This is a genomic window from Gallaecimonas sp. GXIMD4217 (assembly GCF_038087665.1).
Lineage (GTDB): Bacteria > Pseudomonadota > Gammaproteobacteria > Enterobacterales > Gallaecimonadaceae > Gallaecimonas.
Map to the genome: position 1 here is coordinate 835788 of NZ_CP149925.1, position 21231 is coordinate 857018.

Sequence of the window (21231 nt, forward strand, 5' to 3'; positions counted from 1 at the left end):
CGGAGGAAAGAATTAAATGGCAGATGTCACAGTTGAAAAACTTGCCACTGATGTAGGTACGCCGGTTGATCGCCTGATCCAACAGTTTGCCGAAGTGGGCTTCAAGAAGTCCGCCGGTGATGCGGTGAGCGAAGAGGAAAAGACCCAACTGCTCAACCACCTCAAGCAGCAGCACGGCGGCGATGCCGCCGAGCCCAGCAAGCTGACCCTGACCCGCAAGTCCAAGAGCACCCTGTCCGTGCAGGGTGCTGGCGGCAAGGCCAAGGCCGTTCAGGTAGAGGTGCGCAAGAAGCGCACCTACGTCAAGCGCAGTGCCGTAGAAGAGCAGGCCCGCATCGAGGCCGAAGAGGCTGCCAAGCGTGAGGCCGAGGAAAAGGCCAAGCGCGAGGCCGAAGAGCGTGCCAAGCGAGAGGCCGAGGAAAAGGCCAAGCGTGAAGCCGAGGAAAAGGCCCGCAAGGAAGCCGCCAAGGCCAAGAAGGCCGAGCAGCCCAAGGCGAGCAAGAAGGACGACGCCGAGGCCCAGCGCCTGAAGGCGGAAGCCGAGGCCCTCAAGAAGGCCCAGGAGCAGGAAGCCCTGCGCAAGGCCGAAGAGGACGCCCGCAAGGCCGAGGAAGAAGCCCGCCGCCTGGCCGAGGAAAGCGAAAAGCGCCTGGCCGAGGAAGCCAAGAAGGCCAAGAAGGTGGAAGAGGACGAGAAGTCCAGCACCTACGTCAAGGAAGCCGAAGCCCAGGCCGACCGCGAATCCGAAGGACGCCGTCGCGCCAAGAAGGGCGGCAAGCGTGGCAACGACCGCCGTGAGCGTGAGTCCGATCGCCGTACCCGTGGCCGCCGCGTCAAGGGCCGTACCCCGTCTTCCATGCAGCACGGCTTCAACAAGCCGGCCCAGCCCGTGACCCGTGAAGTGGTCATCGGCGAGACCGTCACCGTCGGCGAGCTGGCCAGCAAGATGGCCGTCAAGGCCACCGAGGTCATCAAGGCGATGATGAAGATGGGCGCCATGGCCACCATCAACCAGGTCATCGACCAGGAGACCGCTCAGCTGGTCGCCGAGGAGATGGGCCACAAGGTGGTGCTGCGCAAGGAGAACGAGCTGGAAGAGGCGGTGCTGTCCGATCGCGACACCGAAGCCCAGGCCGAGCCCCGTGCCCCCGTGGTCACCATCATGGGTCACGTCGACCATGGTAAGACCTCGCTGCTGGACTACATCCGTCAGGCCAAGATCGCCGCAGGCGAGGCCGGTGGCATCACCCAGCACATCGGTGCCTACCACGTCGAGCACGAGAAGGGCATGATCACCTTCCTGGATACCCCGGGTCACGCCGCCTTTACCGCCATGCGTGCCCGTGGTGCCAAGGCCACCGATATCGTGATACTGGTGGTGGCCGCCGATGACGGCGTCATGCCCCAGACCAAGGAAGCGGTCCAGCACGCCAAGGCCGCCGGCGTACCGCTGATCGTCGCCGTCAACAAGTGCGACAAGCCGGAAGCGGATCCGGATCGGGTCAAGAACGAACTGGCCCAGCTGGACGTACTGCCGGAAGACTGGGGTGGCGACGTGCAGTTCGTGCACGTGTCCGCCAAGACCGGCCAGGGCATCGACGACCTGCTGGACGGCATCCTGCTGCAGTCCGAACTGCTGGAGCTGACCGCCGTCGAAGAAGGCATGGCCTCCGGTGTGGTCATCGAATCCCGCCTCGACAAGGGCCGTGGCCCGGTTGCCACCGTGCTGGTCCAGTCCGGTACCCTCAAGCAGGGCGACGTCGTCCTCTGCGGCCTGGAGTACGGCCGGGTTCGTGCCATGCGTGACGAATACGGCAAGGAGATCAAGGAAGCCGGTCCCTCCATCCCGGTGGAAATCCTCGGCCTGAGCGGTGTACCCGCCGCCGGTGACGAAGCCACGGTGGTACGTGACGAGAAGAAGGCCCGCGAGGTTGCCCTCTATCGCCAGGGCAAGTTCCGCGACGTCAAGCTGGCCCGCCAGCAGAAGGCCAAGCTGGAGAACATGTTCGCCAACATGGCCGAGGGCGAGGTCGCCGAGCTGAACGTGGTATTGAAGGCCGACGTACAGGGCTCCGTGGAAGCCATCTCCGACTCTCTGCTGAAGCTCAGCACCGACGAGGTGAAGGTGAACATCGTCGGCTCCGGTGTCGGTGGTATCACCGAGACCGACGCCACCCTGGCCGCCGCCTCCAACGCCATCGTGCTGGGCTTCAACGTCCGTGCCGATGCCAGCGCCCGTAAGGTGGTCGAGGCCGAGAGCCTGGATCTGCGCTACTACAGCGTCATCTACGAGCTGCTGGACGAGGTCAAGCAGGCCATGACCGGCATGCTGGCGCCCGAGTTCAAGCAGGAGATCATCGGCCTGGCCGAGGTCCGCGACGTGTTCAAGGCACCGAAGATCGGCGCCGTGGCCGGCTGTATGGTCACCGAAGGTGTGGTCAAGCGTTCCGCCCCCATCCGCGTGCTGCGTGACAACGTGGTCATCTACGAAGGCGAGCTGGAATCCCTGCGCCGCTTCAAGGATGACGTCAACGAGGTCCGCGCCGGTTACGAATGTGGTATCGGCGTGAAGAACTACAACGACGTTCGCGTCGGCGACCAGATCGAAGTCTTCGAGACGGTCCAGGTCGAACGGACCCTGTAAGCACTCAGGGCGTTTCAAGGACGGGGGCCCAGTGCCCCCGTTCGTGTCTGAAAAGGCGAAATATCATGGCAAAAGAATTCAGTCGTACCCGCCGTGTCGGCCAGGAGATCCAGCGTGAAGTGGCGCTGATCCTGCAACGGGAGGTCAAGGACCCCCGCATCGGCATGGTCACAGTGTCCAGCGTCGAGGTGAGCCGGGATCTGTCCCACGCCAAGGTCTATGTCACCCTGTTCGAGCAGGACGAAGAGAAGCTGCGCGAGTCCCTGCGGGGCCTGCGTGAGGCCACCCCCTACATCCGCAGCCTGATTGGCTCCCGGGTGCGCATGCGGGTGGTGCCGGAGCTCAAGTTCGTCCACGACACCTCCCTCATCGACGGCATGAAGCTGTCCAACAAGGTGTCCCAGGCCATCGCCGAGGACGAGGCCAAGCGTGAGCGCTTCGGCTCCGACGAGGAGGACGAGGCATGAGCCGCCGTCGTCCCAAGGGTCGCCCGGTAGACGGCATCCTGCTGCTGGACAAGCCCAAGGGGCTGTCCTCGAACGAGGCCCTGCAGCAGGTGAAGTACATCTACTTTGCCCAGAAGGCCGGCCACACCGGTGCCCTGGATCCCCTGGCCACCGGCATGCTGCCGATCTGCTTCGGCGAGGCCACCAAGTTCTCCCAGTTTCTGCTGGACTCCGACAAGGCCTACACCGTAGTGGCCAAGCTGGGGGTGCGCACCACCACCTCGGACGCCGACGGTGAGGTGGTCAGCGAACGGCCGGTCAATGTCGAGCTGGCTGACCTGCTGGAGGCCCTGGACCAGTTCCGCGGCCCCATAGAGCAGGTACCGAGCATGTACTCGGCCCTCAAGTACCAGGGCAAGCCCCTGTACAAGTACGCCCGCGAGGGCATCGAGGTGCCCCGGGAGGCCAGGCCCATCACCATCTACAAGCTGACCCTGGTCCGCTTCGAAGGTGACGAGCTGGAACTGGACGTGCACTGCTCCAAGGGCACCTACATCCGTACCCTGGTCGACGACCTGGGCGAGGTGCTGGGCTGTGGCGCCCATGTGGCCGAGCTGCGTCGTACCGGCGTATCCGGCTACCCCATAGAGCGCATGGTCACCCTGGATCGCCTGGAAGGCCTGCTGGCCAAGGCCAGGGAAGACGGGGTGCCGCCCAGCCAGTACCTGGACGCCCTGCTGTTGCCCATGGACACGGCGGTGCAGGACCTGCCCGAGGTCAACCTGCAGGAATCCACCGCCTTCTACCTGCGCCAGGGCCAGGCGGTCCAGGTCAGCGGTGCGCCCCTGGCGGGCCATGTGCGCCTGACCGTGGGAGAGGGCAGGGACTACATCGGCGTCGGCGAGATCGACGACGACGGCAAGGTCGCGCCGCGGCGCATGGTGACCACGGCCTGATGGTCCTTGGCAGCGCCTGGCGGCGGTGCTAGACTACCGCGCCTGCATGGCTGAATTAGTGATCGGCTGTGCCACATTCACTCTTTTAGGAGAAAGACATGTCACTAACTGCTGAACAGAAAGCTCAAATCGTTGCTGATTTCGCCCGTGGTCAAAACGACACCGGTTCCCCGGAAGTCCAGGTTGCTCTGCTGAGCGCCCAGATCAACGATCTGCAAGGTCACTTCAAAGAGCACAAGAAAGATCACCACAGCCGTCGTGGTCTGCTGCGCATGGTTTCCCAGCGTCGTAAGCTTCTGGACTACCTGAAGAAGAAAGACGTTGAGCGTTACGCTGCGCTGATCAGCAAGCTGGGTCTGCGTCGTTAATTCGACACCGGATCTTGGAAAAAAGGGGCCTTTTGGCCCCTTTTTTCATTGTGGTGACATTTTGCGCAAAGGCTATCGAAAAGCCCTTTTCTTGCAGTATACTTAGCCGCGATTGTAAAGAGAGAAAGTCAAGGCAAAAGCCTCTAAGGAACATAAAGTGAATCCCATCACCAAGAGCTTCCAGTACGGTGAGCACACCGTCACCATCGAAACCGGCGCCATCGCCCGTCAAGCCTCCGCCGCCGTCATGGTCAGCATGGACGACACCGTCGTGCTGGTTAGCGTGGTTGGCAAGAAAGAAGCCGACGAGTCTCGCGATTTCTTCCCCCTGACCGTGAACTACCAGGAAAGGACCTACGCTGCTGGTAAGATCCCGGGTGGCTTCTTCAAGCGTGAGGGCCGTCCCTCCGAAGGTGAGACACTGACCGCTCGCCTCATCGACAGGCCGATCCGTCCGCTGTTCCCCAACGGTTTCAAGAACGAAGTCCAGGTGGTTGCCACCGTGGTCTCCGTCAACCCCCAGGTGAGCCCGGACATCGTTGCCATGATCGGCACCTCCGCGGCCCTGGCCCTGTCCGGCATCCCCTTCGCCGGCCCCATCGGTGCCGCCCGTGTTGGTTACATCAACGATAACTTCGTACTGAACCCCACTCGTGACGAGCTGGCCGGCTCTAAGCTGGATCTGGTCGTGGCCGGTACCGAAGGCGCCGTGTTGATGGTGGAATCCGAAGCCGAACTGCTGCACGAAGACGTGATGCTGGACGCCGTGATGTACGGTCACGAGCAGCTGCAGACCGTCATCAAGGCCATCAACGAGCTGGCCGCCGAAGCCGGCCAGCCCCGTTGGGACTGGCAGGCACCTGTCGAGAACACCGCCCTGCTGGACAAGGTCACCGAGCTGGCCTGGGACCGTCTGGGCGAAGCCTACCGCATCGTCGACAAGATGGAGCGCTACAGCGCCATCGGCGCCCTGAAGAGCGAGATCGTCGAGCAGCTGACCGCCGATGACGCCGAGCTGAGCGCCAAGGAGATCGGTGACATCTTCTCCAAGGTCGAGAAGAAGCTGGTTCGTGGCCGCGTCCTGGCCGGCGAGCCCCGCATCGACGGCCGTGACCCGCAGATGGTCCGCGCCCTGAACGTGGCCACCGGCGTGCTGCCCCGTACCCACGGCTCCGCCATCTTCACCCGTGGCGAGACCCAGGCCCTGGTCACCGCCACCCTGGGCACCGAGCGCGACGCCCAGATCATCGACGAGATCACCGGCGAGCGCACCGACCGCTTCCTGATGCACTACAACTTCCCTCCCTACTGCGTAGGCGAGACCGGCATGATGGGCAGCCCCAAGCGCCGCGAGATCGGCCACGGCCGCCTGGCCAAGCGTGGCGTGCTGGCCGTGATGCCCAAGGGCGATGACTTCCCCTACACGGTGCGCGTGGTTTCCGAGATCACCGAATCCAACGGCTCTTCCTCCATGGCCTCCGTGTGCGGTACCTCCCTGGCCCTGATGGACGCCGGTGTGCCGATCACCGCCTCCGTGGCCGGTATCGCCATGGGCCTGGTCAAGGAAGGCGACAACTACGTGGTGCTGTCCGACATCTTGGGTGACGAAGATCACCTGGGCGACATGGACTTCAAGGTGGCCGGCTCCCGCGAAGGCGTCACCGCCCTGCAGATGGACATCAAGATCGAAGGCATCACCCGCGACATCATGAAGGTGGCCCTGAAGCAGGCCCACGACGCCCGTATCCACATCCTGGGTGTCATGGATCAGGCCCTGGCCGGTCCCCGCGAGGAGATCTCCCACTATGCGCCCCGTATCCACGTGATGCGCATCAACCCGGAGAAGATCCGCGACGTCATCGGCAAGGGCGGTACCACCATCCGTCAGCTGACCGAAGAGACCGGCACCACCATCGAGATCGAGGACGACGGCACCATCAAGATCGCCGCCGTCGACAACTCCCAGGCCCAGGATGCCATCAGCCGCATCGAGGCCCTGACCGCCGACGTGGAAGTGGGCCGCATCTACGACGGTACCGTGACCAAGATCGTCGATTTCGGTGCCTTCGTCGCCATCCTGCCCGGTAAGGAAGGCCTGGTGCACATCTCCCAGGTGGCCGACAAGCGCATCGACAACGTTGCCGATTACGTCAACGTGGGTGACAAGGTCAAGGTCAAGTGCCTGGAAGTGGACCGCCAGGGCCGGGTACGCCTGTCCATGAAGGAAGCCATGCCCAAGGCCGAGGCCCCCGCCGAGGAAGCCGCCGAGCAAGAGCAGCCGGCCGGCGAATAACGGCTAGAAAGGCTAGTGTTAAGGGGAGCTTCGGCTCCCCTTTCTGTTGCCATTCTGGCAGGATGTAGCAAGCAATCCACAGGGAATGGAATTATGCGTAAGGCCCTGATCCTCTTTTTGTCCCTGGCCGCTTTGGGCGGCTGCGCCGTTTCACCCGACAAGGAAAACGGCGGCGCCGGCAAGCTGATCCTTGCCGAGCCGGTGTCGGTCCCTTTCCAAGCCGAGGTCGAGCTGGCCCGGCTGGAGGAGATCCTCTACAAGGCCGAGCTGTCCCAGGAACAGCAGGCCCAGCTGCTCTACCGCCGTGGCGTCATCCTCGACAGCGTCGGCCTCAAGGCCCTGGCCCGTCGTGACTTCAACCGGGCCATCCAGCTCAAGCCGGATCTGGCCGATGCCTACAACTTCGTGGGGATCCACGCCATCGCCGAAGAAGAGTTCGACCAGGCCTACGAGGCCCTGGATGCGGCCATTGAGCTGCAGCCGGGCCACGACTACGCCTACCTGAACCGGGGCATCGCCCTCTATTACGGCGGTCGTCCGACCCTGGCGGTGCGCGATTTCGAGGAGTTCCTCAATCGCCAGCCCGACGATCCCTACCGCCTGCTGTGGCTGTTCCTGGCCGAACAGGAGATCAACAGGCCAGAGGCCCTGGCCAGGCTGGCCTACAATGCCAGCCGGCTGGCACCGGACGTCTGGGGCAACCAGATCGTCGCCCTCTACCTGGGCCGGATCACCAAGGCCCGGTTCGTGGCGGGGCTGACCGAAGGGGTGAGTTCCAACAAGGAGCTGGCCGAACGGCTCTGCGAGGCCTACTTCTACTTGGGCAAGCTGCACCAGTTTTTCGGCCAGGAAGAGCAGGCCATCAATTACTTCAAGCTGGCCCTGACCACCAATGTGCAGGACTTCATCGAACACCGCTACGCGCGCCTGGAGTTGAAGCGGCTGCGCCAGGCCAGGGCGGCCAGGAAGGAAGCCGAGCGCAAGGCGCTGGAGGCCGCTCAGGCGGGCTGATTGAGCTGGCCGATCTGCTGGCGTACCTCCCAGTCCAGCTCATCGGCCGGCAAGGCCTCGCCCAGCAGGTGGCCCTGCAGGGCATCCACCCCCAGCCGGAGCAGGGCCTGGGCCTGCTCCTTGCTTTCGATGCCTTCGGCGGTCATGGTCAGCGACAGTGCCTTGGCCAGGCTGATGATGCCTTCCAGCAGCGCCATGTCCCGCTCCGAGGTCAGCATGGCGTCGACGAAGCTCTTGTCAATCTTGAGGCCGTCCAACGGCAGCTGCTGGATGTAGGACAGCGACGAATAGCCGGTGCCGAAGTCATCCAGCACGAAGGCGATGCCCATCTCCTTGAGCTTGTGCATGTTGTCCAGGGTGATCTTGTGCTCCTCCAGCACGGCGCTTTCGGTGATCTCCAGCTGCAGCATCTCCGGTGGCGCCTGGGTTTCCGCCAGGATGGCCGCCACCTGCTCGGCGAAGTCGCTGTGGTGCAGCTGCAGGTTGGAGACGTTGACCGACACCTTGAGCTGCTTGCCCATGCCCTGCCACTGCCGGATCTGGGCGCAGGCCTTCTTCAGCACCCAGGCACCGAGCTCCAGGATCTTGCCGGTTTCCTCGGCCAGGGGGATGAATTGCTCGGGATCGATCCAGCCCAGGTCGGCGCTGTGCCAGCGCAGCAGCGCCTCCACGCCGATCAGGCGGCCGTTTCGGGTGGAGACGATGGGCTGGTACATCACCATCATCTCGCCCTTGTCGATGGCCTCCCTGAGCTTGTCTTCCAGCTCCACCCGCCGGCACAGGCGCTGGTACATGTCGTGGTCGAAGAACAGGTACAGGGAGCGGCCCCTGGCCTTGGCCTGGTACATGGCGGCGTCGGCCCGCTTCAAGAGCTCCTCGCCGGAGTCGGCATCGTCGGGGTAGAGGGCGATGCCGATGGAGACGCTGAGGTAGAGCAGGTTGTCGAAGACCTTGAAGGGCCGGGTGAAGCCATGGGTGAGGCGATCGGCCTCCTTCCTGATGTCATCCTCGTCGTCGTAGCGGCGGATCACCACGAACTCGTCCCCGCCGTAGCGGGCCAGGAAGCTCTTTTCGGAGAGGATGGAGCGGATCCGGGCCCCGGTCTGGATCAGCAGCTCGTCGCCTGTCATGTGGCCCAGGGTATCGTTGACCTTCTTGAAGCCGTCCAGGTCGATGAACAGCAGCGCGAAGTGGGGGGAATGCTCCTTGTCCAGCAGCTTGTGCAGCTGCTCCAGGAAGCAGAAGCGGTTGGGCAGCTCGGTGAGCTGATCCTCGCTGGCCCGCTTGGCCAGCTCTTCCTCGAAGCGCTTCAGATCCTCCCGATCCGTGGCCAGCTGGCTGCGCATCTCCAGCAGATGGCGGGTGAGCTGATCAAGTTCGTCGTTGCCCCTGTGGGGCCTGAGCTTGGGCTCCTGGCCCAGGTTGTCCAGGCGCAGGTTCTGGGCGAAGTCCGACAGCCTGAGCAGGCGGAAGGTCACCACCCGCTGCACCAGTACCAGCATCAGCCCGGCGAACAACAGCGTATAGACGCACAGGGCGATGAAGGAGCCGCGGACCCTGTCCCAGGCGTAATTGCTGGCCGCCTCCTTGTTGAACACCAGCAGCAGCTCGCCGAGCTTGGTGTTGCCGTCCTGCTGGATGATGGGAAATTCCAGGCTGTGGCGCGCGCTCTCCCGGGGCAGCTGGCCGACCCGGACTTCCATGTCCAGCTCGCCCTTGACCTGGGCGAAGCTGGCGAAGGGCTGCTGGACCAGGTTTTCCAGGTTCAGCCGCACCCGGCTCTCATCGAAGTTCCACAGCGCCGCGGCCAGGGAGGGCAGGTAGCCGCTCTGGGTCTGCTTGACGGCGTCGTCGATACGGATCATGGCGGCGCGGTAATCCAGGAAGTACTGGATGGGGATGATCAGCATGATCATCAACACGGACAGGCCCACCGCGTAGGAGATCAGTCGGCGGCTCAATCTGGCTTGCTGTGCCTGGGCCATGGTGGTTCACCCGGTGGCGGAGATCCCTATAAGCATAGGCCAGCCGGGGTGAGAGCCGGCGCCGGATCCGGTAGAATGCGGGCCGCTGCAAAGTAGGAGTTCCAGATGCTGTTGAAGATCGTACGAAACGCCCTTGGCCTGCTGATCCGGGCCATCGACAAACTGACCCGGCCCCGTCCCCTGAAGCGTGACGGCCAGGCCCAGGCCGAGGTGGAAGCCCAGTGCCGCTCGCTTACCCTGTACCAGCTGCCCAACTGCCCCTTCTGCATCAAGACCAGGCGCACCCTGCACCGGCTGGCCCTGCCCGTGGCGCTGCGCAACGTGCAGCCCGGCTCCGAGCACCGGGCAGTGCTGGAAAAGGAGGGCGGCCGGATCCAGTCCCCCTGCCTGCGCATCGAAGAAGGCGGCCAGAGCCGCTGGCTGTACGAGTCCGGCGACATCATCGCCTACCTGGAAGACCGCTTCGGCCAGGCGGCCTGAGCAACAAAAAAGGCGCCCCTGGGCGCCTTTTCCTTTACTTGACCTCTTCCCCGGCGGCCTGCTTGTCCGCATGGTAGGAGGAACGGACCAGGGGGCCGCAGGCGGCGTGCTCGTAGCCCATGGCCATGGCCCTGTCGTGGAGTTCGTCGAACTCCGCCGGCGGCACGTAGCGGGCCACGGGCAGGTGGTGGCGGCTCGGCTGCAGGTACTGGCCCAGGGTCAGCATGGTGACGCCGTGGTCGCGCAGATCCTGCATCACCTGGGCGATTTCCTCGTTCTCCTCGCCCAGGCCCATCATCAGGCCGGACTTGGTGGGAATGTCCGGGTTACGCTCCTTGAAGCGCTTGAGCAGCTCCAGGGACCATTCGTAGTTGGCGCCGGGGCGGACCATCTTGTACAGGCGCGGCACGTTCTCCAGGTTGTGGTTGAACACGTCCGGCGGGGTCTCGGTGAGGATGTCCAGGGCGATGTCCATGCGGCCGCGGAAGTCCGGCACCAGGATCTCGATCTTGGTGTCCGGGCAGTGCTGGCGAATGGCCTTGATGCAGTCGGCGAAGTGCTGGGCACCACCGTCGCGCAGGTCGTCGCGGTCCACCGAGGTGATCACCACGTACTTGAGGCCCATGTCGCGAACGGTCAGGGCCAGCTTCTCCGGCTCCTCGGCGGACGGCGGCAGGGGGCGGCCGTGGGCCACGTCGCAGAAGGGGCAGCGGCGGGTGCAGATGTCGCCCAGGATCATGAAGGTGGCGGTGCCGTGGTTGAAGCACTCGGCCAGGTTGGGGCAGGAGGCTTCCTCACAGACGGAGTGCAGACCGTGCTTGCGCATGGCGCCCTTGATGTTCTCGATGCGCTGGGTGCTGGCCGGCAGCTTGACCCGCAGCCACTCGGGCTTGCGCAGCGTCTCGGTGGGCTGGGAGGGCAGCAGCTTCACCGGGATCAGGGCCATCTTGTCGGCATCGCGCATCTTGACGCCAGGTTCAATGCGTACAGTCTTGCTCATGGTTACAGTTCCAGTCCGTTAACCTCTTGCCAGCCGTCATAGCCCAGGCACTTGGCCAGGGCGGCTACCAGTCGAGGTTGTACTTCTTCTAGGGTGCTGGGGCCACCTTGGGTGGCGATTTGGGTCATTTCCATGCCCGCATAACCGCAGGGGTTGATGCGCAGGAAGGGCGTCATGTCCATGTCGACGTTCAGGGCCAGGCCGTGGAAGCTGCAGCCCTTGCGGACCCGCAGGCCCAGGGAACAGATCTTCTGCGCGCCCACGTAGACGCCGGGGGCATCGGGGCGGGGGGCGGCTTCGATGCCCCAGTGGGCCAGGGTGTCGACCACGGCGTTTTCGATCTGGCTGACCAGTTCGCGCACGCCCAGCTTGCGGCGGCGCAGATCCAGCATCACGTAGAGGACCTGCTGGCCCGGGCCGTGATAGGTGACCTGGCCGCCCCTGTCCACCTGCACCACGGGGATGTCGCCGGGCGCCAGCAGATGCTCTTCCTTGCCGGCCTGGCCCTGGGTGAACACGGGATCGTGCTCGACCAGCCAGAATTCGTCGACGGTCTCGCCGTTGCGGTTGTCGGTGAACTGCTTCATGGCCTGCCAGACCGGCTCGTAAGCCATGCGGCCCAGCTGGCGGATGCGCAGCTGATCAGAGGACATATTTGACCTTCTCGATGGCGCCAAGGGCCTTGTAGAGGCTTTCCACGTGATCCTTGGAGGTGACGGTGACCTGGACGGTCACGGAGATGTAGGTGCCCTTGCTGGACGGCCTGATCTCGGGGCTGTAGTCGCCGGGGGCGTGCTGCTGCACCACGGCCACCACCTGCTCCGCGAGGTGTTCATCGGCCTGGGCCAGCACCTTGAAGGGAAATTGGCAGGGGAATTCCAGCAATTCGTCAAATTGGGTCTGCATGCTACCACTCCAGACGTTAAACGGCGTAAGTGTACCAGAAAGTGATGAAAAAGGCGCCTTTCGGCGCCTTTGGATAGGGGGTCGGATCAGTGCCGTTACAAGGCTCAGCCCAGCCAGCCCTTGACCAGCAGGGTCAGGTAGTCCACCAGGCGGGAGAACCAGCCGCCTTCCTGGACCTCGTGCAGGGCCACCAGGGGATACTCGGCGATGTCCTCGCCGTCCAGTTTCAGGTGCAGGGTGCCGACCCGCTCGCCCTTGGCCAGGGGCGCCTTGAGCTCGCGGTCGAGCTGGAAGTCGGCCTTGAGATCCTTGGCGGCGCCGCGGGGGATGGTCACCGGGGTGTCGGTGAGGATACCCAGCTTGACCTCTTCCACGTTGCCCATGTAGATGCGCTGGCTGGCGAACTCTTCACCGGCCTGGAAGGGGGTGACGGTCTCGAAGAAACGGAAGCCCCAGTTGAGCAGCTTCTTGCTTTCGGCCTTGCGGGCCTGCTCGCTCTTGGTGCCCATGACCACGGAGATCAGGCGCATGCCGTCCTTGACCGCGGAGGCCACCAGGGAATAGCCGGCCTGGCTGGTGTGGCCGGTCTTGATGCCGTCCACTTCCATGGATCTGTCCAGCAGCAGGGCGTTGCGGTTGTACTGCTTGATGCCGTTGTAGGTGAAGGTCTGCTCGGAATAGAGCTTGTACTCCTCGGGCACGTCGCGGATCAGCGCCGCCCCCAGGGTGGCCATGTCACGGGCGGTGGTGAAATGGGTCTGGGAGTGCAGGCCGTGGGAGTTCTCGAACTGGGTGTCGAGCATGCCCAGGCGCTTGGCCTCGGCGTTCATCAGGTCGGCAAAGGCGCTCTCGGTGCCGGCGATGTGCTCGGCCATGGCCACGCAGGCGTCGTTGCCGGACTGGATGATGATGCCGCGGTTGAGGTCGCCGACGCTCACCTCTGTGCCCACCTCGATGAACATCTTCGAGGAGTCGGGGAAGTTCTTGGCCCAGGCCTTTTCGGACACCAGCACCTTGTCGTCGTTGCTGAGGTTACCGGCCTGGATCTCCTTGCCGATGATGTAGCTGGTCATCATCTTGGTCAGGGAGGCCGGGGGCAGGCGGTCGTCGGCATTGCCTTCGGCCAGCACCTTGCCGGTCTGGTAATCCACCAGGAAGTAGGCCTTGGCGCCTACCTCGGGCACCTGGGGGGTGATCCGTGCCGCATGGGCACAGAGGGAGGTGGCCATCAGGCCGACGGCAGCGAGTGAAGCAATGGCGTTTCGCATGGATCTTCAGTCTTTATCTTTCAAATCAAACAATATGATGCGTGCTCGGGGCCCGATTCTCAAGGCATCCCGTTACGGCGTCACTCCTTGGGTGCCCTGTAGACCTTGAACGGCTGTGGCACGTCCAGGTCTTTGAGCCGTTCAATCAGGGCCTCGGCATGGAGCTCGTCCCGGGCCGGGCCCAGCCGTACCTTGTACAGGCCCGGGGTCATGGCGATCTGGTAGCCGGTGCCCAGCAGGCCGGCAAGGCGCCTGGCCATGGCGTTGGCCCTGTCCTGGTCGCCGGTGGCGGCCACCTGCACGAAGATCTGTTTCTGCTCGCCCTTGAGCGGGGTCAGCACCGAGGCTTGTGTATCCGGCATCACCACCTCGATACGTACCGGCGCCGTGCCCGCCTTGAGCATGTCCAGCTTGTAGGCGGCGGCGTAGGAGAGATCGATGATGCGCCCCGGGTGGAAGGGGCCGCGATCGTTGACCCGCACCACCACCGTCTTCTGGTTGTTGAGGTTGGTGACCTTCACGTAGGAGGGCAGGGGCAGGGTCTTGTGGGCCCCGGACATGGCGTACATGTCGTAGGTCTCGCCGTTGGAGGTGGTGTGGCCGTGGAACTTGGTGCCGTACCAGGAGGCATGGCCCTGCTCGACGAAACCCTCGGCCTGCTTGAGCACCCGGTAGTGCTTGCCGCGCAGTTGATAGTCCCGGTTGCCCTGGGCGCTGTAGGGCTCGGCCCTGATCGGCACGTCCTGGACCTCGCCCAGCTCCGGGGGGCTGTCCGGGTAGGCGTCCACGGCCTGGCTGTAACGGCCGGCGTTGGGATCGTCCTCGGTGGGCACCGGCTTGGCGATGTCCTGGGACGGCGGGGCACTTTGACAACCGGCCAGGATCAGCAGCAACGGCGGCAGCGCCTTACGCATCGGCGCGCTCCTGTTTCAGCCACTGGGCCAGCTCCCACACCGCCCGGGCGTAGAGGGGCGATCTGTTGTAGCGGGTGATCACGTAGAAGTTGTGGAAGCCGATCTGGTAGTCGCTGCCCTCGGCCTGCTCGAAGGCGAACAGCTTGGCCGGGGTGGCGTCATCGGTGGCGATTCCCGGCACCAGGCCCAGAGCCTTGAGCTGGCCCAGGGTGCTGTCCAGTTCCAGGCCGGGCTCGGCGGCGACGGCCCTGGGATTGTCGGCCCTGGCCAGCACCGGCTCGTGCAGGCGCCAGCCGTGCCGGTGGAAGTAATTGGCCACGGAGCCGATGGCGTCCTGGGGGCTTGCGAACAGATCGCGCTTGCCGTCGCCGTCATAGTCCAGGGCGAAATGGCGGTAGCTGGAGGGGATGAACTGGCCCATGCCCATGGCGCCGGCGTAGGAGCCCTTGGGACTGTGCTGCCAGCCTTCCTCGCCCTTGAGCCTGAGGTACTGGCCCAGCTCTTTGAAGAAGAAATCGGCCCGGGGCGGGTAGTGGAAGCCCAGGGTATAGAGGGCCTCCTTGACGTGGTAGACGCCCATGTGGCGGCCGAAATAGGTCTCGACGCCGATGATGGCCACGATCACCTCGGCCGGCACCTGGAATTCGGCTTCGGCCCTGGCCAGGGTGTCGGCGTGCTCGCGCCAGAAGGCCAGGCCGGCATCGAGCCGGGCCTGGGTCAGGAAGATGGGCCGATACTGGTGCCAGGGCTTGGCCTCCCAGGGGGTGGCGATGGCGTCGAGGATCTTCTGGTTGGGCTCGAGGCCGGCCAGCTCCTGGCGTACCTCCTGTGCGCTCAGGCCGGCCAGCTCGGCCAGCTCGGCTATCTTGGTGTCGTTCGCCTGGGCGGCGCTGGTCAGCATTGTCAGGCTTAAAAGCAGGGCCTTCACTGGACCTCCTAGGTGCTCAGCATGCGTTTATGGGTATGGATCGACATCAGTACGCCGAAGCCGGCCATCAGGGTCAACATGGAGGTGCCGCCGTAGGACACCAGCGGCAGGGGCACCCCCACCACCGGCAGCATGCCGGACACCATGCCGATGTTCACGAAAACATAGATGAAGAAGGTCAGGATAATGGAGCCACCTAACAGCCGGCTGAACGCGGTTTGGGCCTGGGTGGCCATGTACAGGCCGCGGGTGACCACGGCCAGGTAAAGCAGCAGCAGGCAGACGACGCCCACCAGGCCGAATTCCTCGCTGAACACCGAGAAGATGAAGTCGGTGTGGCGCTCGGGCAGGAACTCCAGCTGGGACTGGGTTCCCTGCAGCCAGCCCTTGCCCCAGAGGCCGCCCGAGCCGATGGCGATCTTGGACTGGATGATGTGGTAGCCCGAGCCCAGGGGATCGCTCTCCGGGTTGAGGAAGGTGAGTACCCGCTGGCGCTGGTAGTCGTGCATCAGGAAGTACCAGAGGATGGGCACGAAGGCGCCGATGGCGATCAGGGCCGCCCCCACCAGGCGCCAGCTCATGCCGGCCAGGAACAGCACGAAGATGCCGGAGCAGGCGATCAGCAGCGAGGTGCCCAGATCCGGCTGCTTGGCGATCAGCAGGGTCGGCGCCAGCACCAGGGCCAGGCCGATCAGCAGCCGGCCCAGCCTGGGCGGCAGCGGCTGGCTGGCGATGTACCAGGCCACCATCATGGGCACGGCCAGCTTCATGATTTCCGAGGGCTGGAACTTGATCACCCCCAGATCCAGCCAGCGCTGGGCGCCCTTGCCCACATGGCCTACCAGCAGCACCGCCACCAGCATGGCGATGCCGGCCCCGAACAGGGGCACGGCCCAGCGCCGGAACACCTCCGGCGGGATCTGGGCCACGAACAGCATCACCCCCAGGGACAGGCCCCAGCGGATCACCTGGCGCTCGACCATGGCCATCTCCTGGCCGGAGGCGGAATAGACCACGGCCAGGCTGAGGCCCATCAGGCACAGCAGCAGCGCCAGCATCCAGCCGTCCAGATGCAGTCGGGCCAGGATACCGGGTTTCTTGGCCAGGTCGCTCATTAGGGCTTGCTCCTTGATGGCAGCCAGCTGCTGTCAAAATGAAGGCGGGCCAGCCGCCCGGGTTTCTTGGTCAGATCACTCATGACTGCCTTCTCCGCCTTGGTTGCCGTCGTCGACCAGGTAGGCGTCCATCATCTCCCGGGCCAGGGGGGCGGCACGCTTGCTGCCGCCGCCGATGACGTTCTCCAATGCCACCGACACCACTATCTGGGGGTCCTCGAAGGGGGCGAAGCCCACGTACATGGCGTTGTCCCGCAGGTGTTCGGCCACCTTCTCGGCCTCGTACTTGGCGTCCTGGGCGATGCCGGCCACCTGGGCGGTGCCGGTCTTGCCCGCCGAGCTGTAGGGGGCGTCCTTGAAGGCCTTGTAGCCGGAGCCGGTGATATGGCTGTTGGTCCTGTGCATGGCGTCCAGCACGTCCTGCCAGTACACGGGGTTGTCCAGGACTATGGCGTCCCGGTCTTCCGGTGGCAGCGGCAGTATGCCGCTGGTGCCGCCATAGGCCCTGAGCAGGCGCGGGGTGTGGTAGGTGCCCCTGTTGGCCAGGGTGGTGGTGGCGGTGGCCAGTTGCAGCGGCGTCACCGTCCAGTAGCTCTGGCCGATGCCGATGATCACCGTTTCCCCCCCGTACCAGGGCCTGTTGAGCCGGGCCCGCTTCCACTGCCGGGACGGCATCAGCGCCGAGATCTCCTCGTGGATGTCGATGCCGGTGTATTCACCGAAGCCAAAACGGGTCATCCACTGGCTGATCTTGTCGATGCCCAGATCCATGGCCAACTGGTAGAAATAGGTATCGCAGGACTCGGCGATGGCCCGTTTCAGATCCACCCAGCCGTGGCCCCAGGGTTTCCAGTCCCGGTACTTGTGATCGACATTGGGCAGCTGGAAGAAGCCCGGATCCCAGACCTTGGAATGGGGGCTGATCACCCCTTCCTCCAGGCCCACCAGGGCCAGCAGGGGCTTGACGGTGGAGGCCGGCGGATAGCGGCCACGGGTGGCCCTGTTGATCAGCGGCCGATCCGGGGAGTGCAGCAGGGCATTGTAGTTCTTGCTGGAGATGCCGCGCACGAACAGGTTGGGGTCGTAGGAGGGGGAGCTGGCCAGGGCCAGCACGCCGCCGTCCTTGGGATCCAGGGCGATGATGGAGCCGCGCTGGCCGGCCAGCAGCTCCTGGGCCTTGAGCTGCAGGTTGATGTCGATGTTGAGGTAGAGATCCTGGCCCGGCTCCGGCGGCTGGAAACGCAGGGTGCGGATCACCCGGCCGCGGTTGTTGACCTCCACCTCCATGAAGCCCACCTTGCCGTGCAGGCTGTCCTCGTAATAGCGCTCTATGCCCAGCTTGCCTATTTCGTGGGTGGCGGCGTACTGCTGGGTCAGGCCCTTCTCGTCCAGGCGCTTGAGGTCACGGTCGTTGATGCGGGCCACATAGCCCAGGGCATGGGTGAGCTTGTCCTTGAAGGGGTAGTAGCGCTTGAGGCGGGCCTCCACCGAGACCCCGGGGAAGCGGTGCTGGTTGACGGCAAAGACCGCCACCTGTTCCTCGCTGAGCTTGCCCAGCAGCGGGATGCGCTTGAAGCGGCGCACCCCCTTCATGGCCTTGCGGAAATCGTCGATGTCGTCCTGCTCCAGGCCAAGCAGGGCACTGAGCTCGGCCAGGCTCTGGTCCAGATCCTGGACCTGCTCCGGGATCACCTCCAGGGAGAACACCGGCCTGTTCTCGGCCAGCACCACGCCGTTACGGTCGTAGATGATGCCGCGGTTGGGGGCCACCGGCACCAGCTTGATGCGGTTGTCGTTGGAGCGGGTCTGGTAGATCTGGTGATCCTGGACCTGGATCCGGTAGAGGTTGGCCAGCAGGGCGCCCAGCAGCAGCACCACCACGGCCAGGCAGAACAGCGCCCGGCGCCAGAACAGCGATGATTCGAAGCCGTGATCCCGAATGGCGACGCGTCTGGGGCCCATCTTACTCCCTGTGGTACGGATGGTTGTTGTTCAGGCTCCAGGCCCGGTACAGGGCCTCGGCCATGACGATGCGCACCAGGGGGTGGGGCAGGGTCAGCCTGGACAGGGACCAGGACTGTTCGGCGGCCCGCTTGCACTCGGGGCTCAGCCCCTCGGGGCCGCCCACCAGTATGGCCACGTCGCGGCCGTCGTGCTGCCAGCGGGTCAGCTCCCTGGCCAGATCATGGGTGTCCCAGGGCTTGCCGGGGATGTCCAGGGTGACGACGCGGCAGCCCTGGGCCGCGGCCAGCATCTGCTGGCCTTCCTTGTCGAGGATGCGGGCCACGTCGGCGTTCTTGCCGCGCTTGCCGGCGGGGATCTCCACCAGCTCCAGGGCGCAGTCCCTGGGGAAGCGGCGCTGGTATTCGTCGAAACCGTCCTGGACCCAGGCCGGCATCTTGGTGCCGACGGCAATGAGCTTGAGCCGCATCAGCTCCAGAGCTTCTCGAGCTGGTAGAAGTCGCGGGTCTGCTCCTGCATCACGTGCAGCACCACGTCGCCCAGGTCCACCAGCACCCATTCGCCGGTTTCCTTGCCTTCCACGCCCAGCGGCTGCAGGCCGGCGTGCTTGGACTCGGTGATGACGTTCTCGGCGATGGCGTTGACATGGGTGCGGGAGGTGCCGCTGCACACCACGATGAATTCGGTCACGGAGGACTTGCCGCGCACGTCTATGGCCTGGATGTCGACCGCCTTGAGGTCGTCGGCCTTGTCTACAACAAACAGTTTCAGTTCTTCGCCGTTCATGGAGCTTCCAAAGAAAAAAATCGAATCGCCAAGTCTACCAGAAGCCGCTCAGCCCCGGTACAGGCCGTGCTCGTCTATGTAGCCGGCCACGGCATCCGGCACCAGGTAGCGCAGGCTCTGGCCGGCGGCGACCCTGGCCCTGATGTCGGTGGCGGAGATGGCCAGCTCGGTGGTGGCCAGGCAGCAGATCTGCCCCGGGCCCGTCACCTCACGGGGGTGTTCGACCAGCCTTTCCCGCAGGGGTTCCGCAAGCTGCTGTTTTTCCAGCACATGGCCGGGGCGGCAGCAGACCGCCAGGGAGCAGAGCTCAAGAATGCGCTGCCACTGGTGCCAGCTGGTGAAGGACAGCAGGCTGTCCATGCCCATGATGAACAGCAGCCCCCGCTGGGGGGCCTCGGCCTTGAGTTCCTGCAAGGTCAGCAGGGTATAGGAGGGGCTGTTCCGCCTGAGCTCGCGGTCGTCCACCACCAGGGTGGGGTTGTCACGCACCGCCAGCCTGGCCATGGCCAGGCGGTGGCGGGGGGCGCTGAGGGGATTGGCCCGGTGCGGCGGCACATGGTTGGGCAGCAGCGAGACCTGCTCCAGGCCAAAGGCCTCGCGGACCTCCTCGGCCATGCGCAGGTGGCCCAGGTGGATGGGATCGAAGGTGCCGCCGAACAGGCCCAGGGTGCTCATGAGGCGTAGCCGGGGCGAATGACGTCCAGGCGCGGTCGCTGGCCGGGGAAGAAGGCCAGGGTCAGATCCATCAGCCCGGGCCAGACGTCGCCGTCGTCGCTGAGCTTGAAATGCTGGTCCAGCCAGGCCAGGTGGCGCTGGATCTGCCGCAGGCGGCCGGCGCTCAGCTTACGCAGTGCCTTCTGGTAGAGGGGCTTGCGCTGGGGCGGCATGCGCCGCCTGGCCAGCTCGGCCTGGGGATCGGCGGCGCTGAGCAGGGCCAGCAGCTGCTCCAGCTCCCGGTCCAGGGCCCAGATCAGCAGCGGCGGCTCCAGGCCCTCCTCGCGGATCCGCGCCAGTACCCGCAGCGCCTTGGCGGCGTCGTCGCCGAGCAGGGCCTCTGTCCACTGGAAGAGATCGAAACGGGCATGGTCCAGTACCGCCGCCTCCACCATGGCCCTGTCCAGCTGGCCCTGGTGCAGCAGCGCCAGCTTCTGCACCTCCTGGCTGGCGGCCAGCAGGTTGCCTTCGGTGAAGGTGGCCAGCATGGCCAGGGCGTCCGGTGTGGCGTTGAGGCCCACCTGTTGCAGGCGCCGGCTCAGCCAGCCGGGGAACTGGCGTTCGTCCAGGCTGTAGATGGGCACGTAGAAGCCGGCCTGCTCCAGGGTCTTGAACCACTTGGCGCCGGTCATGCTCTTTTCGGCCCGGGGGCCGCGCAGCAGCAGGATGATGTCCGGGTTGGGGTTGGCCAGCAGCTCGGTGAGGGTACTGCGGCCCATGTCGTCCAGCTTGGTATTGAGATCCAGCTCGATGAGGCGGCGGGTGGCGAACAGCGACAGGGCGTGGTATTCGTCCCACAGCTGCTGCCAGTCGAAGCCGGCCTCCACGGCCAGCCTCAGCCTTTCCTCGGCGCCCCAGTCCCGGGCGTGGCTGCGCACCACATCCAGGGCCTCCTCCACCAGGAAGCTGTCATCGCCGAACACCATCACCAGGGGCGGCTGGTGGCGGCGCAGGTCCTGGTGCAGCTGGTGGGGGCGCACCTGCATGTCAGCGGCCCTGCTGGCTCAGCTGGGCCAGCAGCCGGCTGGCGGCCTCCCTGCGCATTTCCTCCAGCAGCAGCTGGCGTTCCCTGTCCTTGGCCAGGGTGCGGGTAGGATCGTCCTGGTAGTCCCGGCGCACTTCCACCTGGAAATCCAGAGGCTCAGCCTCTGGGCGGATCAGCTGCCAGTCCAGGGTGTAGATGAGCTCGTATTCGGCCACCTGGCCGGAGGCGAACAGGCTCAGGGTCTGGCGATCCAGCTTGTCCCTGATCAGATGCACCTGGGGGCCGCTGGCGCCCAGGGTGGCGCCGCCGCGCTCCAGTTGCTCGCGTACCAGCACGGTGGCGCGGGCGTAGCGGTCGAAGGAACTCAGGGACAGGGTGCGCAGCTCGTCGGGCAGCGCATGGCTGCCCTTGAGGTGGAATCCACAGCCGGCGGCCAGCAAAGTGACCGCCATCAACAGCCAACGCATGGC

21 protein-coding genes are annotated in these 21231 nt (G+C 64.9%); 7 read left to right on the plus strand and 14 right to left on the minus strand.

Going from position 1 to position 21231, the window contains the following annotated elements; all coding sequences use genetic code 11:
* Window positions 1–16: 16 nt before the first annotated feature.
* The 6 genes from infB (at window position 17) to nlpI (ending at window position 7718) form a co-directional block, all read left to right on the plus strand.
* Window positions 17–2644, plus strand: a complete 2628-nt coding sequence (gene infB, locus WDB71_RS04110) for a translation initiation factor IF-2 (protein ID WP_341503371.1) — start codon at window positions 17–19, stop codon at window positions 2642–2644.
* Between the two features lie 65 nt (window positions 2645–2709).
* Entirely contained in the window at window positions 2710–3111 is a 402-nt protein-coding gene (gene rbfA, locus WDB71_RS04115; RefSeq protein ID WP_341503372.1) for a 30S ribosome-binding factor RbfA, read from the plus strand.
* On the plus strand, window positions 3108–4046 hold the full coding sequence (gene truB, locus WDB71_RS04120) for a tRNA pseudouridine(55) synthase TruB (protein WP_341503373.1): 939 nt from the start codon (window positions 3108–3110) through the stop codon (window positions 4044–4046). The genes rbfA and truB overlap by 4 nt, the downstream gene beginning before the upstream one ends.
* A 98-nt stretch (window positions 4047–4144) precedes the next feature.
* Window positions 4145–4414 (plus strand): 30S ribosomal protein S15, encoded by a 270-nt coding sequence (rpsO, locus tag WDB71_RS04125; protein ID WP_341503374.1) that lies wholly within the window; start codon window positions 4145–4147, stop codon window positions 4412–4414.
* A 157-nt stretch (window positions 4415–4571) separates the two neighbouring features.
* Entirely contained in the window at window positions 4572–6707 is a 2136-nt protein-coding gene (gene pnp, locus WDB71_RS04130; RefSeq protein ID WP_341503375.1) for a polyribonucleotide nucleotidyltransferase, read from the plus strand.
* A gap of 93 nt (window positions 6708–6800) precedes the next feature.
* A complete protein-coding gene (gene nlpI / locus WDB71_RS04135; RefSeq protein WP_341503376.1) occupies window positions 6801–7718 on the plus strand; it encodes a lipoprotein NlpI in 918 nt (305 codons plus the stop codon).
* Here the strand turns inward: nlpI and WDB71_RS04140 are convergent.
* A complete protein-coding gene (locus WDB71_RS04140) occupies window positions 7706–9679 on the minus strand; it encodes an EAL domain-containing protein (protein ID WP_341503377.1) in 1974 nt (657 codons plus the stop codon). The genes nlpI and WDB71_RS04140 overlap by 13 nt on opposite strands.
* Before the next feature lie 129 nt (window positions 9680–9808).
* On the opposite strand from WDB71_RS04140, the gene WDB71_RS04145 reads away from it, so the two are divergent.
* Window positions 9809–10183: a glutathione S-transferase N-terminal domain-containing protein gene (locus tag WDB71_RS04145; protein WP_341503378.1), complete on the plus strand. Its 375-nt coding sequence runs from the start codon at window positions 9809–9811 to the stop codon at window positions 10181–10183.
* Between the two features lie 34 nt (window positions 10184–10217).
* Here WDB71_RS04145 and lipA read toward each other — a convergent pair whose 3' ends face one another.
* From lipA to lptE, 13 genes are all read right to left on the minus strand, one after another.
* A complete protein-coding gene (lipA, locus tag WDB71_RS04150; RefSeq protein ID WP_341503379.1) occupies window positions 10218–11183 on the minus strand; it encodes a lipoyl synthase in 966 nt (321 codons plus the stop codon).
* A 2-nt stretch (window positions 11184–11185) separates the two neighbouring features.
* On the minus strand, window positions 11186–11836 hold the full coding sequence (lipB, locus tag WDB71_RS04155) for a lipoyl(octanoyl) transferase LipB (RefSeq protein ID WP_341503380.1): 651 nt from the start codon (window positions 11834–11836) through the stop codon (window positions 11186–11188).
* Entirely contained in the window at window positions 11826–12089 is a 264-nt protein-coding gene (gene ybeD / locus WDB71_RS04160) for a DUF493 family protein YbeD (RefSeq protein ID WP_341503381.1), read from the minus strand. Before ybeD ends, lipB begins: the two co-directional genes overlap by 11 nt.
* Before the next feature lie 104 nt (window positions 12090–12193).
* Window positions 12194–13357 carry a serine hydrolase gene (locus tag WDB71_RS04165; protein ID WP_341503382.1) on the minus strand — a complete coding sequence of 388 codons (1164 nt, stop codon included), beginning with the start codon at window positions 13355–13357 and terminating at the stop codon, window positions 12194–12196.
* Between the two features lie 80 nt (window positions 13358–13437).
* A complete protein-coding gene (locus WDB71_RS04170; RefSeq protein ID WP_341503383.1) occupies window positions 13438–14271 on the minus strand; it encodes a septal ring lytic transglycosylase RlpA family protein in 834 nt (277 codons plus the stop codon).
* Window positions 14264–15199 (minus strand): lytic murein transglycosylase B, encoded by a 936-nt coding sequence (gene mltB / locus WDB71_RS04175; protein WP_341503384.1) that lies wholly within the window; start codon window positions 15197–15199, stop codon window positions 14264–14266. Before mltB ends, WDB71_RS04170 begins: the two co-directional genes overlap by 8 nt.
* Before the next feature lie 8 nt (window positions 15200–15207).
* A complete protein-coding gene (gene rodA, locus WDB71_RS04180; protein ID WP_341503385.1) occupies window positions 15208–16314 on the minus strand; it encodes a rod shape-determining protein RodA in 1107 nt (368 codons plus the stop codon).
* 75 nt (window positions 16315–16389) lie between these two features.
* Window positions 16390–18276, minus strand: coding sequence for a penicillin-binding protein 2 (mrdA, locus tag WDB71_RS04185; RefSeq protein WP_341503386.1), 1887 nt, complete (start codon window positions 18274–18276; stop codon window positions 16390–16392).
* A 1-nt stretch (window position 18277) separates the two neighbouring features.
* The gene (gene rlmH / locus WDB71_RS04190) at window positions 18278–18745 is read right to left on the minus strand and encodes a 23S rRNA (pseudouridine(1915)-N(3))-methyltransferase RlmH (RefSeq protein WP_341503387.1); all 468 of its coding nucleotides are present in this window, start codon (window positions 18743–18745) and stop codon (window positions 18278–18280) included.
* Window positions 18745–19062, minus strand: a complete 318-nt coding sequence (gene rsfS / locus WDB71_RS04195) for a ribosome silencing factor (RefSeq protein ID WP_341503388.1) — start codon at window positions 19060–19062, stop codon at window positions 18745–18747. The genes rlmH and rsfS overlap by 1 nt, the downstream gene beginning before the upstream one ends.
* Window positions 19063–19110: 48 nt before the next feature.
* The gene (gene nadD / locus WDB71_RS04200) at window positions 19111–19737 is read right to left on the minus strand and encodes a nicotinate-nucleotide adenylyltransferase (protein ID WP_341503389.1); all 627 of its coding nucleotides are present in this window, start codon (window positions 19735–19737) and stop codon (window positions 19111–19113) included.
* Entirely contained in the window at window positions 19734–20762 is a 1029-nt protein-coding gene (gene holA / locus WDB71_RS04205; RefSeq protein ID WP_341503390.1) for a DNA polymerase III subunit delta, read from the minus strand. The genes nadD and holA overlap by 4 nt, the downstream gene beginning before the upstream one ends.
* 1 nt (window position 20763) lies before the next feature.
* Window positions 20764–21228: an LPS assembly lipoprotein LptE gene (lptE, locus tag WDB71_RS04210; RefSeq protein WP_341503391.1), complete on the minus strand. Its 465-nt coding sequence runs from the start codon at window positions 21226–21228 to the stop codon at window positions 20764–20766.
* Window positions 21229–21231 lie beyond the last annotated feature (3 nt).